This is a genomic window from Halomonas sp. M20 (assembly GCF_020622265.1).
Lineage (GTDB): Bacteria > Pseudomonadota > Gammaproteobacteria > Pseudomonadales > Halomonadaceae > Modicisalibacter.
On record NZ_JACNMQ010000001.1, the window covers coordinates 1042995 to 1057968 of the forward strand.

A 14974-nucleotide genomic window follows, 5' to 3' on the forward strand; every position below is an offset into this window, starting at 1 on the left:
TAAACGCCATTTCTGAGTGGTGACCATGTCCGACGACAGCAGCGATGACGATAAAACCGAAGAGCCGACGCCGCGACGCCTGGAAAAGGCGCGGGAAGAAGGCCAGGTAGCTCGTTCTCGAGAGCTTTCCACCTTCATGATGTTGATGGCCGGCGTGGCTGGGCTATGGAGTACCGGCTCGCTTCTTTACGATCAGCTGGGAACGGTGATGGAACAGACGTTCGTGTTCGATCGCAGCATCGCCTTCGATAGTACTCTAATGCTGGCCTCCCTCTGGACCTTGGGTACGAATACTCTCATCGCGCTGGCGCCGCTTTTCATTCTGCTTACGGTGATGGCGCTGGTGGCGCCGGCACTGCTGGGCGGTTGGCTGATCTCCGCCAAATCCCTCAAGCCCCAGGTCTCCAAGCTCAACCCGCTCAAGGGCCTGAAGCGCATGTTCTCCAGCCAGGCCCTGGCGGAGTTGGCCAAGGCGATATCCAAGTCGATTCTTACCGGTAGTGTGGCAGTGATGTTTTTATGGGCCAAGCGGGGGGAGCTCCTGGCCCTGATGGATCAGCCGCTGCAAATGGCCCTGTTTCACGCCTTGAAGCTCGCTGCGCTGTGCTGCGGCTTGATCGTGTTTTCCCTGGTAGTGGTGATCCTCATTGATGTGCCTTATCAGCTTTGGAGTCACAACAAGAAATTGCGTATGACCAAGGATGAGATCAAGAAAGAGCACAAGGAGTCCGAAGGCGATCCTCAGGTCAAGGGCCGTATTCGTCAGCAGCAGCAGGCCATGGCCCGGGGACGCATGATGAGCAAGGTGCCCGAGGCGGATGTCATCGTTACCAATCCGACCCACTATGCGGTCGCCTTGCGTTACAGCGATGACATGGGTGCACCGCGTGTGGTGGCCAAGGGCGCTGATGCCGTGGCTGCACGCATTCGTGAGATCGGCGAGGAGCACGCCATTCCCCGACTCGAAGCGCCGCCCCTGGCTCGGGCGCTGTATCGCCATGTAGATCTGGATCGCGAAATACCCGCAACCCTTTATACCGCCGTGGCCGAAGTGCTGGCCTGGGCGTTTCGACTCAAGCAGGTACGCCGGGAAGGGGGCGACATGCCCGACAAACCCAGCGATCTGCCAGTACCCGCCGAGCTGGACGATGCCAACCGGCCCGCTTCATCCTCTGAGGATTCTCGATGAACCTGTTTGCCACCCTGGGGCGCCAGAACTTTCTGGGCGATGCCCGTCTGAAGATTCTGGCGGGGCCCATCCTGATCATCATGATTCTGTCCATGATGATCCTGCCGCTGCCACCGTTTGCACTGGATCTGTTCTTCACCTTCAACATCGCCCTGGGGATCATGGTGCTGCTGGTGAGCATGTTCACCCAGAAGCCCCTGGATTTCGCCGCCTTCCCCGCGGTGCTGCTGTTTACCACGCTGCTCAGGCTGTCCCTCAACGTCGCCTCTACCCGGGTCGTGTTGATGAACGGCAACGAAGGCGGCGACGCGGCGGGCAAGGTCATTCAGGCCTTCGGCGAGTTCCTGATCGGGGGCAATTTTGCCGTGGGTCTGGTGGTGTTCCTGATTCTGGTCATCATTAACTTCATGGTCATCACCAAGGGCGCCGGGCGTATTGCCGAGGTGGGCGCCCGCTTCATGCTGGACTCTATGCCGGGCAAGCAGATGGCCATCGACGCGGATTTGAACGCGGGTCTGATCGGTGAGGAAGATGCCAAGAAGCGCCGTAGCGAAATATCCCAGGAGTCCGATTTCTACGGTTCCATGGACGGTGCCAGCAAGTTCGTACGGGGCGATGCGGTGGCGGGTCTGATCATCATGGTGGTCAACCTCATCGGCGGCCTGTTGATCGGCGTTCTGCAGCACGACATGAGTTTCGCAAGCGCCGGGCGCACCTATACCTTGCTGACCATCGGCGACGGTCTCGTCGCTCAGATTCCGGCGCTGGTGATCTCCACCGCCGCGGGTGTCACCGTGTCTCGGGTCAACACCGATCAGGACGTGGGCCAGCAGATGATGGGGCAGCTGTTCACCAATCCCCAGGTGCTGATCCTCGCGGCCTGTGTCATGGGATTGCTTGGTCTGGTGCCGGGCATGCCCAACCTGGTATTCCTGCTGTTCAGCGTCATGCTGGGCAGCCTGGCCTGGTGGTTGATGCGTCGTAACCAAGACAAGCTCGCCGAAGAGACCATCAACGCCGAAGCGCCGCCGCCGGCCCAGGGAACGCCCGAGGCGAGCTGGGACGATGTGCAGCTGGTCGATACCCTGGGTCTGGAAGTGGGGCATCGGTTGATCCCGCTAGTGGATCATCGTCAGGATGGCGAATTGCTCGGCCGCATCAAGAGCGTGCGCAAGAAGTTCGCCCAGGAGGTCGGCTTCCTGCCGCCGGTGGTGCACATCCGCGACAACCTGGAGTTGGGCCCCAACACCTATGTGATCACCCTCAAAGGCGTTGAGGTCGGGCGTGCCGAGGCCTATCCCGGCAAATGGCTGGCCATCGATCCCGGGCAGGTCTCGGGTCATCTCGAAGGCACTACCACCACCGACCCGGCCTTTGGACTCCCGGCGGTATGGATCGACGCCTCGCAACGCGAGCATGCGCAAGTCTACGGCTACACCGTGGTGGATGCGGGCACCGTGGCGGCCACCCATCTCAATCATTTGCTGCATCACCACGCCGGTGAAATGCTGGGGCGCAATGAAGTGCAACAGCTGCTCGACAAGATGGGCGATGAGAGCAAGGCCCTGGTCGAGGACGTGGTGCCCAAGTTGATATCGCTTACCACACTGCAACGACTGCTGCACAACCTGTTGGAAGAAGACGTCTCGATCCGCGATCTGCGCACCATCCTGGATACGTTGGCGGAGCACGCCACCGCCCAGAGCGATGCCTATGAGCTTACCGCCGTCGTGCGGGTGGCATTGGGCAGAGCCATTACCCAGCACTGCTTCCCGGGGCAGAATGAACTGCACGTGATCGGTCTCGATGCCAACCTAGAGCAGGTGCTGAGCCAGGCCATGAACGGCGGCGGTGCCCTGGAGCCCGGGCTGGCCGATACCCTGATGCGGGAGGCGGAAGCCGGTGTGGCTCGTCAAGAAGCCAGCGGCGAGCCTTTGGTGCTGGTGGTTCAGCACGGTCTGCGAGCGCTGCTTTCGCGCTTTCTGCGCCGTCGTCTAACCCACTTGACGGTGCTGTCCCAGGCCGAGATTCCCGATGATAGAACTCTACGTGTTACCACTCTGATTGGAGGTCAATGATGAGCGTCAAACGATTTGTCGGGGCCACTAGCCGCGATGCCATGCGCCAGCTGCGCGCCGCCCTGGGGAACGATGCGTTGATTCTCTCCAATCGCAACGTGGCGGAGGGGGTTGAAATTCTGGCCATGGCTGATGAGGCGCATGGGCAGATGGTGGGCTCACCAGCAGCGACGCAGCCGAAACCAAGCGCCATGCCGCAGGCAGTTTCCAGGAATCCGATGAGGGCGAGCGCTTCTCCAGCGCCCCAGGTTACAGAGCGCGCTCATGTACCTTCAGCGCCTTCAGCGCCCCAGGCGGATTTCGCTGCCTTCAGCGAGCGGGTGCTGGGGGAAATGCAGGATCTGCGTACCCTCTTGACCGGCCAGGCCCAGCGTTCGGCGGATCCGTCGCGGATGGCGGCGGAAAGTACGCTGGAGCGGTTGCAGCGCCGACTTCTGGGAGCCGGATTCGGTGCGCGGCTGGTGGAAGAACTGCTCGAGACGCCACCGGTGGAGCTGGTGCACGCCTCTGATGAACTGGCGCTGGCCTGGGCCAAACGCCAGCTCACGTCGCGCTTACCGATTCTCGATGATGAAGCGGCACTGCTCGACCAGGGCGGGGTGTTTGCCCTGATCGGCCCGACCGGTATCGGCAAGACCACCACCACCGCCAAGCTCGCCGCCCGCTACGTGATGCGCCACGGTGCGGCGGGTGTGGCCCTGGTGACCACGGACAGCTACCGTATTGGCGCCCACGAGCAGCTGCGTATCTACGCCCGGCTGCTTGGGGTGGACGTACATGCCCTGGAGGCGGATGCGCCCTTAGGAGATTTGCTGACGAGACTTGCTCACAAGCGTCTAGTCATCATCGATACCGTCGGCATGAGTCAGCGGGATCAGCGTCTGGCGGGTCAGGTCGCGATGCTTGGCGATTCGACCGGGCAGTCCCAGGGGCATCAAGTGTCACGTCCCATCCGGCGGTTGCTGCTGCTCAATGCCGCCAGTCACGGCGATACCCTCGAGGAGGTCGTCGAGACCTATCAGCGCGCATCCAAGGCCGCAGGCGCGCCCCTGTTCGGCGCAATTCTGACCAAAGTAGATGAAGCACCGCGTCTGGGCGCGGTGCTGGATATCGCCATTCGCCATGGTCTGCGGTTGCACTATGTTTCTCACGGTCAGCAGGTGCCGGAGGATTTGAGTCTGGCGGACGGGGATACATTGCTGGATCAAGCCTTGAATGCCCCCGGCGACTCCTCCTTTGCCGCCGAAATGCCGCAAACGTCTGGCGCTGCCTCCCAGCGCAAGCAGACTCAATCCCGCAAACAGCTGACCCGAGGGCTGCTGGGCCAGGGCAGGGCGCTGGTCTCGACGTTGAATACGCTGAGAAACGAGGTCGCCGGTTTCGCGCTGCTCGAACGGGCCTGGCCACTGCTCGGCTATTCCTTGGAGCAGCAGCAGGCTCATCTTGAAGGGCTGCTCGACGGTGCAAAAAGGCGGCGCCATCTCGAGAGCGTCGAGCCCGCCCAGGCCATGCTGTGGGCCCAGGCCAAATCCGTCAGCGGTGTGGACTGGACGATGCCGGGGCTGTCCTTGAACCCCTCGGGCCAGATACAGGCGCTCCCCTGGTTGCTGCATCGCTTGCCTGCCGGGGAGGAGGGGCGTGTGGATTGGGCCCGGGAACAGCTTGGTATTCGCTGGCAGCTATTGCCGCGTTGCCCTGGTACAGCGACGCGTCAACGCATGGCAGAAAGCGGCTCGACCTGGTTGGCCACGGCCCAGGCGGGTTCCCAGGTCATCGTCGAAGGAAGACGCCAGCGTTTGAAGGAGCTGGCGAGTCTGGCGGATACCTGGACCGAGCTGAGCTGTCGCTATCGTGGACGCGATGCCCATCTCAGGCTGTCTCGTCTGGTGGTCACGCTTGCGGATGGCACCTCTTTGACGGCTTGGTTCGGTCTCTTGAGCGATCCTGAAAGCAAGCGCCAGTTGGCTCAGCGTTATTGGTTGGCGCCGCAAGAAATAGCGGGGAGAGGCGATGCTGCGGCAGATAGAGCTGCTGGAAAAGGCTCGGCGGACCACGCCTTTGCCCAGGCACTGATGGCACAGCTGGTACACGACGATTTACCGCTGCTTACCCGCCGCGCATGGCAGCGTCTCACGGATGCCGGCGAAAAGATCGACCCGGAACTGCGCCTGCTGGTGGCAACCGGACTGGCGGCAGTCGTGAGTCGGCTCGATCAGGAGCGAAGCGATTGGGCAATGGATGTCAGAGCACAATTGATGGGGTCGCTCGGCAAACATCGGGGGCGTTCGACCCAGGTGTTGATGGATGCTCTACTGCATCTGCTGACCGCCCGCGATGTTTTTCTCATGCTGGGTGATGCGGGGCTGGGCGGCGTGGGGCTGGTCGATGAGGTGGCTGCGTGAGCCAGGTCGACCAGGCGGCAGGGCTGCGGCGCTGGGCCGAATCTCAGGCGCCTTCTTCATCACCCGCCATTGAATCGTCATCCGCCGTAGTGTCATCGCTCGCTGCGGTCAGCCAGTTCGATGCGAACCAGGCTGACACGAACCACGCAATGAAAGTGCTGGTGACTCTGGGGCTTCCTGGAGGCGTTGAGGCAGATGTGACGCCGGTTACCGAAGCGTTGATACGTTGGCACGCTCAAGGGCAACGCTGGATAGAAGATCCCGACAGCTGGCGCATTCTGCCCTTATCCATGAGCAGTCCGCATTTTTCGGCGTTGATGACCCAGCAGTCTCGTTGGGCGCTCTGGGTGGGGGATGATCTGGATGGTTTTCGCCGCGCTTATGGCATGCTCAAGCGGCTGGCGCAACAAGGAGGCCCCCGGCGCTTGTTGCTGGTGCATTCTCCCTTGCCTTCCCGGGCGGGGCTGCTCAACAACCTCCAGCAGGTGGCGGCGCGGTTTCTGGATATGCAGCTGCTGGTGATTACACCGCCGCGAATACGCAAAGACTAGGGTCTGTTGACGTTTCATTCACGTTCGCGCTGGTGCCAGTTTTTATTCGGGGCAAGGCAGGAGGAGAGAAATTTGGTTATTCCAAATGAACGACGACTAACGCCGCAGCGGATAAAAACTGACCCAGCCCTTCGGGTTGCGCATCAAAAAGCGCCATCCTGCGTTGCGAAACTTGAAAAGGGAATAACCCTTCTCTGCGTTCCGCGCCTTGACTGGCACATTTTGATGCAGCAACGCGGTTCGCGATGAAACGTCAACAGACCCTAGCCGCGGCATTACTTCTTTCGATACGCGTGGGCTGGGCAACAGGGTTCTTATATCTGTTGTTGGTTGTGGCGACATTGGCGCCTGACGCTCAGGCAGCATCAGGCAGTTGGGTAGGCAGCGCGCCTGGCGTACGTGTGTTTACCCCGGGACGCCCGGCGCAATCCGCGCCGATTACCTCTTCTTCTCCGCTATCTTCCGATACTCGCATTGACAGCATAAGCTGGCGTTTTGAGCCGCCGCCCGGTCAGTCTTCGCTCGAGGCCTGGCTTTGCCAGAGCAAGCGCTGCTTTGCGTTGTCCATGGCCCGAGGCACTAGCCGAGCATTATCGGGCCTAGACGCCAACCAGGCACTATTCTTCGTTTTTCGTCTTCCCCACGATGCTCACGCTATCAAACCTTTTCTGGTTCAGGGGCTGCAGGTCATCGTGAACTACCGTTCAATTTCCTCCGATTTTCCTAAAGGTTGAATAGCTATCGGCTTTCATAGGTATTTGTCGCTTGGTTGCGACGCATTTGGCGCAATACTACCCTCATGGACAGCACCCCGATAAAGACAAGGTGCTGTCGTCCTTCGACAGCACGAGGCATGTGGGATGTATACGGCACAAGGCAAAATCGATCAGCGCGCAATACTCGATCAGTACTTACCTATCGTGCGACGTCAGGCGCTGTCGCTACAGGTCAAGCTTCCAGCCAGCGTCGAACTCGACGATCTCATACAGGCAGGAATGGTGGGGCTGCTGGACTGTCTGAATCGCTACGATTCGGGCCAGGGGGCAAGTTTTACCACCTATGCCAGCCAGCGTATCCGCGGGGCGATGATCGATGAGTTGCGCAGCCGCGACTGGGTGCCGCGAAGCGTTCGGCGCAACGCCCGGGAAGTGGATGAGACCCTTCGCCGCCTGGAGCAAGAGCTAGGTCGTCCGGCAGAAGAGCGCGAAGTCGCCGAGGCGATGTCTCTGAGCATGGAAGAGTATCGCCAGCGTCTGGCGGATACTAATAACGGGCAGCTGCTGGGTTACGACGATGTGTTTGCCGAAGGCGATGAGCCGGATGCGGGCATCGGCGGGCCCAAGTCACCCTTCGATGCGCTGGTCAGCGGCGAACAGAGGGAACGCCTGGTGGGTGCGATCGACCAGCTTCCGGAGCGGGAAAAGTTGCTGCTGGGGCTTTACTATCAGGAAGAACTCAATCTCAAGGAGATCGGCGCCGTATTGGGGGTCAGCGAATCTCGCGTCTGTCAGCTGCATAGCCAGGCCGTTGCTCGGTTACGGGTCAAGCTCGCGGATGCTTGAGAGGAACAATCGACGCAACTAAAGCGCTGTAGAAATGTGTCGGAACAATAAAACACATATGAATCGTCATTGGAAATGACACGATCACTGTAGCCTGAATTCCAGCCGCTGCCGAGCACGCCTCAATTCGCTGCTCGGCTCGAACCGCCACTGTGCCACCGCTTGCTGAGCGGCCCTTTCAAAGACGCTGCGTGGCCGAGCGTCGGTCACCTTAATGGAAGACAGATCCACGCTACCATCCGGGCGGATCAGGAAGGTCAGTACCACATGGCCTTCCAGGTTGCGTCGCTGGGCGCGGACTGGATATTCCGGGGGTACCCGACTGATCGGTGACGCCTGCCCGACATCCTTGGGTGCCGAATCCGCATTGCCGCCACCGGCTACCTGTGACTGGTTAGCGTCGGGTGCTGTACCGGAAAAACTTCCGGCACTCGGGGTTTGAGAAGGCTGAGGCGATGGTGCTGGAGCTGGCTGAGGCTTGGGTTCAGGTTTTGGCGCTGGCTTTGGTTCCGGGATGGGCTCCGGCGTCGGCTCTGGTTCCGGAACCGCTATATCGCCATCCGATTCGGGAGCCGGCGTGGGTTCCGGAGGCGATATTGACGGCGGTATCTGGGTAGGTGGTTGGGGTAGCGGCGGTGACGCCGTCTGGGAGCCCGCGCTTGACGCTGTCTGGGTCTGAGCTTGGGGAGCATCGGTCATGCTCAGAGACATGGTCTGTTCTTTTACCTCCACCGGGGCTTCCGGCGGTGCGACTAGCAGAGCCAGTAGCCAGAACAGCGCCAGCGCCAGGGTTACTCCGCCCATGGCTGATAATAGCGCCCTGATCATGAGCCGCTACGTGTCGCCGCGACAGCGACATCCCCGACACCTGCGTCGCTTAGACGATCCATTACTTCCATCAACAGCCCGGTGGTCGATGCCCGATCCGCCTGGATCACCACGCTGCCTTCCTCGCTGACCAGTGCGGCTACTTCCGTGCCGACACGATGGGCATCCACGGGCTGGCCATCGACCCAGACGGCGCCTTCGGAGGTCAGCGCCACCATTACCTGGGCATCCGGTCGCGGGCTAGCATCGCTCGACTCGGGCCGTTCGATCTCCACGCCGCTCTCCTTGATGAAGCTGGTGGTGACGATGAAGAAGATGAGCATGATGAAGACGACATCCAGCATGGGAGTCAGGTTGATCTCGCTGGCTTCGCTATTATCGGCTTGCAGGCGGCGTCTACGCATGGGCGTTCTCCGCGGCGCGAGCCATGCGGTCATGCAACCGTTGGTCCTCGCGCCGAATGATGAATTCCAGTCGGGTCGTGAACAGTAGCCCCATGACCGCCACGGCCATGCCGGCCAGGGTGGGAAGCGTCGCGCGGGCTACGCCATCGGCCATTGCCCGGGCCTGGCCGGTGTCCTGGATGGCCAGCCCATCGAAGACGGCAATCATGCCGGTCACAGTGCCCAGCAAACCCAGAAGCGGGCAAAGCATGACCAGCAGCTTGAGCCAGGGCAGGGGGCGGCGCAGCCGCGCGATCAGGTCGCGGGTCCATACCTCGCGCAAGGTCAGGGCGCTCCAGCTGACATGATCGTGCCGGGCCCTCCACCGACTTATCAGGGCGCGTCGTTCGCGATGCCACGCGAAACGAAAATACCACCAGCGCTCCAGGCCCAAGGAGAACAGCACGATCGCCACGCCGAGAATGGCCACCAGCACCGTACCCCCCGCCTCGATCAGCCGAGTGAAGGATTCGAATGGCGTGGTAAAAATCTCAAGCCAGAGGGGAGGCATGCTCAACCCCGTGACGGTTATCGACGCTCGTCGGCTGCGCTTCGAGGTGTTCTGCCAGCACGGCACTTGCCTGACCTTCGAGTACCATGACGATTTGCCGGCTGCGGCTGGCCAGAGCGGTATGGGCGAACAGCAGTGGCACCGCAGTGATCAGGCCCAGTACCGTTGTCACCAGTGCCTGGCTGATGCCGCCGGCCATGAGCTGCGGATCGCCGGTGCCAAACACCGTAATGGCCTGAAAGGTGACGATCATGCCGGTCACTGTGCCCAAAAGCCCAAGTAGCGGTGCAATGGCGGCCAGCAACTTGACCAGGGCCTGGCCCCGTTCGATGCGGGGTTGTTCGGCAAGTAGCGCCTCGTCGAGACGCGCCTCCAAAGCTTCCGGGGCAAGCCCTTGGCGCACCGCCCCGAACTTGTGGAGTATGCGGCCCAGAGGATTGTTGTGGTGCAACCGATCCAGGTTCTTGAGTTGGCGGCGCAAGCGAGTGGTGACGATAAGCAAATAGCCGTACTGGACTAATGCCACCAGCAGGCCCAGAGCGCCGAGTGCCACTACCACGTAGCCTACCGCGCCGCCCTGATGGAAGCGCTCGAGCAGGGACGGGTGCTGGGCTAGGGCATCAAGTACTTTTCCGCGGGTCGGATCGAGCATCAAACCCTTGTCTTCACCATTGGCGAAGGCCTGTAGAGTCTCTTGTGCAGCGGTTGGAGTGTGTTCAACGATCGCCGGAGGCATATCGTCTTCTCCTTGGCGGAGCCAATGTCCATTGCTGAACGCTGCCATGTCACCCAGACGCACGACTTTCTGATCCGTCACTTGGCCTTCAACACTGGCTATGGGGACGGTAAGGCGCGTAATGCCTCCGGATTCCCTGGTCAGCTCCATGAGGGCATCGGCCACCGTTTCGAGGCGTTGTGGAGTCAATAGCGTCTCCGTGGAACCTCTTGCAGGCAGTGCGAGTTCACCCAGGGTCAGCCAGCTGTTCGCCAGTTCATCACGCAGCTCGCCGACATGGCGATCGAGAACATCGGCCACAGCCTGTACATCAACGCCTTTCTGATCGTCGCTGCCAAGCTCATCACGCCGCGCCGCGAGTTCGTCCAGGCGCTTGCGCTGTTCAGCCTGTCGGGTTTCCAGCTCATCGCGACGCTCATTCTCGGCTGCTTGGCGTTCCCGAGCTGCGTCTAGCGCTTCTTGCAAGGCCTCGCGATCGTCGACCAGTGCAGCCAGGCGAGCCGTATCCTGGGCTTCAGCGGCGTCTCGTTGGGCGCTGAAGGAGCGCTCGGGATCGTTCTGTTGTGCCCCGGCAAACGACGGCACGAGCAACAGCAAAGCGACACTGCTACGGAGCATGCTTCTTCGGATCATGTGTCTGCCCCTTGATCGCTGGCGCTCTTCACCGGATGAGAGACGGGCAGGTTCAGTAGTTCCGGGGCGCGCTGGTCCCGGGCGATACGCAGCCCGTTACGCACTTCCTGGCGGGCATCGTCGCTCAAGGGTTGCCATTTATCCTGTGAGGAATCCCATACGCCCCCTTCGCGGCCATCCGGGGTCAAGTAATACAACCCGGCTCGGCCTAGGCGCAGGAAGTCGACTTCGCGTTGTTCATCGAGCATGCCCCGCCAGGCGCCCATTTCCCGACCATAGTTCAACTCGGTGCGCCAGGCGGAGAGCACCCTGTCCAGGCGTTCGGCGTCGTCGAGGTCGGGATCGACCAGCATCTGCTCGAGGTTGGCGACCCGCGCCGATCGTTCCTGGCGCAGGAACGGCATGTCGCGGGCAATCCAGCCATCCAGGCGTTGCACCAGCGTGCGCAGCAGTGGCGGTAGCGATTCGTCGATTACCTTGGCTGACTCCAGGGCTTCAGAGCGTTGCTCCAGAATGCCGGCCTGATGTGTTACCACCTGTTCGAGCTCGTCGTTGTAGGCCGTTAGCCGGCGCGTGTTACCTTCCAAGCGACGTAACTCGGTCAGCAACTTGTGTGTTTCGTCGTCTGCGGCATCGATCTTCGCCTGCTGCTCCGCCTGGCTGAGTGGAGCTTGTCTGGATGCGTCGCGTGATGTTGCTTCAGCTTGAGCACCGCTACTCAACAACAGCCAAATCACGGCGCTGTAAAAGCCACGCGAGCGAATCATCCTCACGGCGAGTCTCCCGTTAGGTTGTTGGAAATGGGAGTTGACCATGCCACCAATGCAAACAATTATCAATGGCGTCATAAGCCCATATCATTGCCTTGCTGTAGGCCGGTCATGGCGACATCGGTAACGTTGGCCGAGCTGATTGGCCCTGTTCTTGAAAGGGTCAACCTCAAAGGGCTGGGCGAAAAGGCTAAAGGTGCGTCCGGATAAGGCTGTTTACCAGCCGGGACTGATCGTCGATCTAAGCGTGACGTTCTCACCCTTGTGATGCTGCATGATCGAGCAACGGCGGCCAAAGAGGTCGAGCGGTGAAGCATCGCCTGCCGTAGCGCACCCAGTATCCTTCTCGCTGACGTACAAAACGCGATACGACTCCTGTTCGACACCTGGGAACCTAGGTGACCTCGCTGAATACTACGCGTCGAACCGTTCCGTAACTAACCGCCGCGCACGCGTCGTAGGCTTGGAGGTACCTCCACAGGGGTGAAAACGTATCGACCTGGCTGGGTGAGCAGGAGACTATGTCTAAAGAGAAAACGTCTTTGATGCACGGGTGATTGAGTATCAGGCGAGGTCCAGTTGGAGTGGTAGTCACTGACTGATTTTTAGCCCAGCGGACTGCGAACCCCGGCGAAGCCTTGCCCTAGGACGTGGGTATAGATTTGGGTGGTTCGCAGGTCTGCGTGACCGAGCAGCTCCTGGACCGTACGGATATCGTTACCGCGTTTTAGCAGTTCCGTGGCGAAAGAGTGCCGGAAGGTGTGACAGCCTGCGGGCTTACTGATACCGGCTGCTTTTACGGCATTGCGCACAGCTCGCTGCACCGACGTAATATGGCGGTGATGGCGGGCGACATTACCGAGATTATCGGTACTCAACGAAGGTGAGGAGAAGAGCCATTGCCATTCCAGGGAGTGGCCAGCGTTGGGGTATTTTCGAGATAGCGCATAGGGCAGACTGACAGGGTGTTGATACTCGGGATCTTTTTGTTTCCAAGTTTTATAGATGCTATCGGTATGATCCTGTAATGCACTAATGAGTGCTCCCGGCATCAGCGTTGTACGGTCTTTGGCACCTTTGCCATCGCGAACGGTCACAATTTGCTGGCTAAAATCCAAATCTTTAATGCGAAGCCTGCACGCCTCTGTAACCCGTAGCCCAGAACCGTACATTAGTGAAGCGATCAAGTGATCGGGGTGGCGTAGCTCACCGATGATGCGCATAGCTTCTTCGTGAGTGAGCACCACCGGCAGTCTTCGTGGCTTTTTTGAGCAGATAACCTCGCCGATCTCCCCGAGAGGTTTGTCGAGTACCTTGCTGTACAAAAACACTAGCGCATTCAGGGCCTGGGCCTGAGTAGCCGCCGCGACATTCCGGTGAACAGCCAGCCACGTCAGAAACTCGTTAACCTCTCGTGGCCCCATATCGCGTGGGTGTTTCATCTGCTGAAAGCGAATAAAATAGCGAATCCAGTACCAGTAGGTTTTTTCTGTGCGGATGCTGTAATGATTGACGCGAATGACAGCATGAACCTGATCGCGTAACCGAAGCGGTTTCCCATGCATGGCTAGATTCCTATGAATACTATATTTTTATACAGTATTATTATGTAAGCAAATCACAGAAGTCAAATGATTACGTGGCAGCCAGCAGGATGGTCGGCTAAGCTGTTGTTTTATAGATTTTTAGGTAGGCGTTCTTGGGAATTAAAAACCGTAATCATGAAGCGGTCAGATTTCCGCAATATCGAAGCGCTCTATCTAATTGCTGTTATACGCAAAATCCAGTACATCAATAATTGGGAACGAGATGTTAGAAAAGGAAAAGATTGTTCTTTTTTTAGGGAATGCAGATAGCGAGGGGGTTACTGCCAAGCTAAAAGCGGTGGGGACACTTTACAAAAGAAAGATGCTTGAATCGAGCCCTGAAAATTGGCAAAAAATTATAGGTATTTTTAATGAGTACGAGGTCACCTCAGTAGTCGTTAAATTAACCAATTCGTCCTTTGATATTCTATGCGAAGAGGAATATAAGGGTTTGAGAGAGGATCTATTAGGTCTTATATCGACAAAGCCCAATTTATTTTTGTCTCATGAATCGCTCCTTACTGGAGAAAAAGGTAATGATTATGGGGAGTGTATTGCAAAATCAAATGACTATGACCCAGAGCTTGAAGAAGACTATCAGTTTTTGAGGTTTCATTATGGCGATGTGTTTCAACCTCCAAACTCGGAAATTGTTGGTGAGGTGCTTTCGCTTTTTGAACGCCATGAAATATCAATAATTCCTTATAAAAAGAATGTTGAGATGACCCTGATAGTATCTTCATTCATAGACAAAAATGAAAGCAACTTAATTTTTAGGATCTATGTTCCCTCAGAAAGAATGTGGGCAAATGAGGCTGAAAAGTTATTGCAGTTATTTAGAGAGTATCTACACAAAGTATCTGGATTAAATGTTAGGCAAGATCAATATAGAACCAATCAGGGGGTTGTGTACGAATTCTTTGGCGGTGATGGTGTAGAACCAAATTCACTCCCGCAAAAATTCGATGAATTTTCCAGCTTCATGGAGTCATGTGTTTCTAATCCAGAAACTGCGCAGGCACTATTAGAATCGAAAGACCTAAATAAGAGTGAGATATTTAACCTTGTCGAACGGTATAGCAAAGAAGCCAGAAGATTACACATAGACATTAAACAAGAAAGGGAAAGAAAAATTCTTGCTATTAGGCATGGTTTAGAAAGCGAACTTTCAGAGCATGTGAGAACTGATCATGACTGGGAAGTTATTGGAAGAGTAGTTGAAGCGAGCGTACCTTCTGCAAATGGTATTTCTTCCGCGCTAACAATTGATAGGAAAATTCAACCAGCGCTAAACAATAGCTTAACGGTTAACATAAACCCGCAAGTAATTGAGTCTGTAAATGGCTTAGTTGCGCAACAAATAATAGGTGATCAGCACCTAGGAACTGATGCAAAGAAATTACTGGAACTTATTGACCAATATGCTGGAAAAGATAAGGCTATTCTTGCCTCGTCAGTACATGAGCTTTCTGATGAAAGCGCCAAAACTGAAGACCGAATAACAGCAAAGCACAGGCTGAAAGGATTTCTTGTGTCGGCTGGTAGTAAAATTGGTGATGTGACAACAGGTGTTCTTCAGTCATATATTGAAAATCAAATTGGCCTGTGAAGAGCGTATAACAAGGTGCTGCTACGGAAAATTTGCTCGCTGTTGCTCCCAAATTTCCGCAGAGCACAGCGTTAAC

Annotated in this window: 13 protein-coding genes; 7 read left to right on the forward strand and 6 right to left on the reverse strand. The window is 57.8% G+C overall.

Annotated features, from left to right (window positions below; genetic code table 11):
- Positions 1-25 precede the first annotated feature (25 nt).
- The 6 genes from flhB to H7850_RS04925 all read left to right on the forward strand — a co-directional run bounded on the left by flhB (position 26) and on the right by H7850_RS04925 (position 7782).
- Positions 26-1189, forward strand: a complete 1164-nt coding sequence (gene flhB, locus H7850_RS04900) for a flagellar biosynthesis protein FlhB (RefSeq protein WP_227368297.1) — start codon at positions 26-28, stop codon at positions 1187-1189.
- Complete coding sequence (gene flhA / locus H7850_RS04905) at positions 1186-3267, forward strand: flagellar biosynthesis protein FlhA (RefSeq protein ID WP_227368299.1); 2082 nt, start codon at positions 1186-1188, stop codon at positions 3265-3267. The genes flhB and flhA overlap by 4 nt, the downstream gene beginning before the upstream one ends.
- Positions 3267-5669, forward strand: a complete 2403-nt coding sequence (flhF, locus tag H7850_RS04910; protein WP_227368301.1) for a flagellar biosynthesis protein FlhF — start codon at positions 3267-3269, stop codon at positions 5667-5669. Before flhA ends, flhF begins: the two co-directional genes overlap by 1 nt.
- On the forward strand, positions 5666-6220 hold the full coding sequence (locus H7850_RS04915; RefSeq protein WP_227368302.1) for a hypothetical protein: 555 nt from the start codon (positions 5666-5668) through the stop codon (positions 6218-6220). The genes flhF and H7850_RS04915 overlap by 4 nt, the downstream gene beginning before the upstream one ends.
- Before the next feature lie 245 nt (positions 6221-6465).
- Complete coding sequence (locus H7850_RS04920) at positions 6466-6954, forward strand: flagellar protein FlhE (RefSeq protein WP_227368303.1); 489 nt, start codon at positions 6466-6468, stop codon at positions 6952-6954.
- 126 nt (positions 6955-7080) lie between these two features.
- Positions 7081-7782 carry an RNA polymerase sigma factor FliA gene (locus tag H7850_RS04925; protein WP_227368304.1) on the forward strand — a complete coding sequence of 234 codons (702 nt, stop codon included), beginning with the start codon at positions 7081-7083 and terminating at the stop codon, positions 7780-7782.
- An 84-nt stretch (positions 7783-7866) separates the two neighbouring features.
- Here the strand turns inward: H7850_RS04925 and H7850_RS04930 are convergent, their stop codons facing one another.
- From H7850_RS04930 to H7850_RS04955, 6 genes are all read right to left on the reverse strand, one after another.
- Positions 7867-8586: an energy transducer TonB gene (locus H7850_RS04930; RefSeq protein WP_227368305.1), complete on the reverse strand. Its 720-nt coding sequence runs from the start codon at positions 8584-8586 to the stop codon at positions 7867-7869.
- Positions 8587-8606: 20 nt separating this feature from the next.
- The gene (locus H7850_RS04935; RefSeq protein WP_227368307.1) at positions 8607-9014 is read right to left on the reverse strand and encodes an ExbD/TolR family protein; all 408 of its coding nucleotides are present in this window, start codon (positions 9012-9014) and stop codon (positions 8607-8609) included.
- Positions 9007-9564 (reverse strand): MotA/TolQ/ExbB proton channel family protein, encoded by a 558-nt coding sequence (locus H7850_RS04940; protein ID WP_227368309.1) that lies wholly within the window; start codon positions 9562-9564, stop codon positions 9007-9009. Before H7850_RS04940 ends, H7850_RS04935 begins: the two co-directional genes overlap by 8 nt.
- Positions 9545-10933 carry a MotA/TolQ/ExbB proton channel family protein gene (locus tag H7850_RS04945; RefSeq protein WP_227368310.1) on the reverse strand — a complete coding sequence of 463 codons (1389 nt, stop codon included), beginning with the start codon at positions 10931-10933 and terminating at the stop codon, positions 9545-9547. The genes H7850_RS04940 and H7850_RS04945 overlap by 20 nt, the downstream gene beginning before the upstream one ends.
- Positions 10930-11700, reverse strand: coding sequence for a DUF3450 domain-containing protein (locus tag H7850_RS04950; protein ID WP_227368543.1), 771 nt, complete (start codon positions 11698-11700; stop codon positions 10930-10932). Before H7850_RS04950 ends, H7850_RS04945 begins: the two co-directional genes overlap by 4 nt.
- A gap of 608 nt (positions 11701-12308) precedes the next feature.
- Positions 12309-13268: an integron integrase gene (locus tag H7850_RS04955; protein WP_227368311.1), complete on the reverse strand. Its 960-nt coding sequence runs from the start codon at positions 13266-13268 to the stop codon at positions 12309-12311.
- A 244-nt stretch (positions 13269-13512) separates the two neighbouring features.
- On the opposite strand from H7850_RS04955, the gene H7850_RS04960 reads away from it, so the two are divergent.
- The gene (locus tag H7850_RS04960; protein WP_227368312.1) at positions 13513-14898 is read left to right on the forward strand and encodes a hypothetical protein; all 1386 of its coding nucleotides are present in this window, start codon (positions 13513-13515) and stop codon (positions 14896-14898) included.
- Positions 14899-14974 lie beyond the last annotated feature (76 nt).

What these genes read in the sequence shown, in the direction of transcription:
- flhB (WP_227368297.1), top strand. Translation starts at nt 26, where the DNA reads ATGTCCGACGACAGCAGCGATGACGATAAAACCGAAGAGCCGACGCCG.
- flhA (WP_227368299.1), top strand. Translation starts at nt 1,186, where the DNA reads ATGAACCTGTTTGCCACCCTGGGGCGCCAGAACTTTCTGGGCGATGCC.
- flhF (WP_227368301.1), top strand. Translation starts at nt 3,267, where the DNA reads ATGAGCGTCAAACGATTTGTCGGGGCCACTAGCCGCGATGCCATGCGC.
- H7850_RS04920 (WP_227368303.1), top strand. Translation starts at nt 6,466, where the DNA reads ATGAAACGTCAACAGACCCTAGCCGCGGCATTACTTCTTTCGATACGC.
- H7850_RS04925 (WP_227368304.1), top strand. Translation starts at nt 7,081, where the DNA reads ATGTATACGGCACAAGGCAAAATCGATCAGCGCGCAATACTCGATCAG.
- H7850_RS04930 (WP_227368305.1), bottom strand. Translation starts at nt 8,586, where the DNA reads ATGGGCGGAGTAACCCTGGCGCTGGCGCTGTTCTGGCTACTGGCTCTG.
- H7850_RS04935 (WP_227368307.1), bottom strand. Translation starts at nt 9,014, where the DNA reads ATGCGTAGACGCCGCCTGCAAGCCGATAATAGCGAAGCCAGCGAGATC.
- H7850_RS04940 (WP_227368309.1), bottom strand. Translation starts at nt 9,564, where the DNA reads ATGCCTCCCCTCTGGCTTGAGATTTTTACCACGCCATTCGAATCCTTC.
- H7850_RS04945 (WP_227368310.1), bottom strand. Translation starts at nt 10,933, where the DNA reads ATGATCCGAAGAAGCATGCTCCGTAGCAGTGTCGCTTTGCTGTTGCTC.
- H7850_RS04950 (WP_227368543.1), bottom strand. Translation starts at nt 11,700, where the DNA reads ATGATTCGCTCGCGTGGCTTTTACAGCGCCGTGATTTGGCTGTTGTTG.
- H7850_RS04955 (WP_227368311.1), bottom strand. Translation starts at nt 13,268, where the DNA reads ATGCATGGGAAACCGCTTCGGTTACGCGATCAGGTTCATGCTGTCATT.
- H7850_RS04960 (WP_227368312.1), top strand. Translation starts at nt 13,513, where the DNA reads ATGTTAGAAAAGGAAAAGATTGTTCTTTTTTTAGGGAATGCAGATAGC.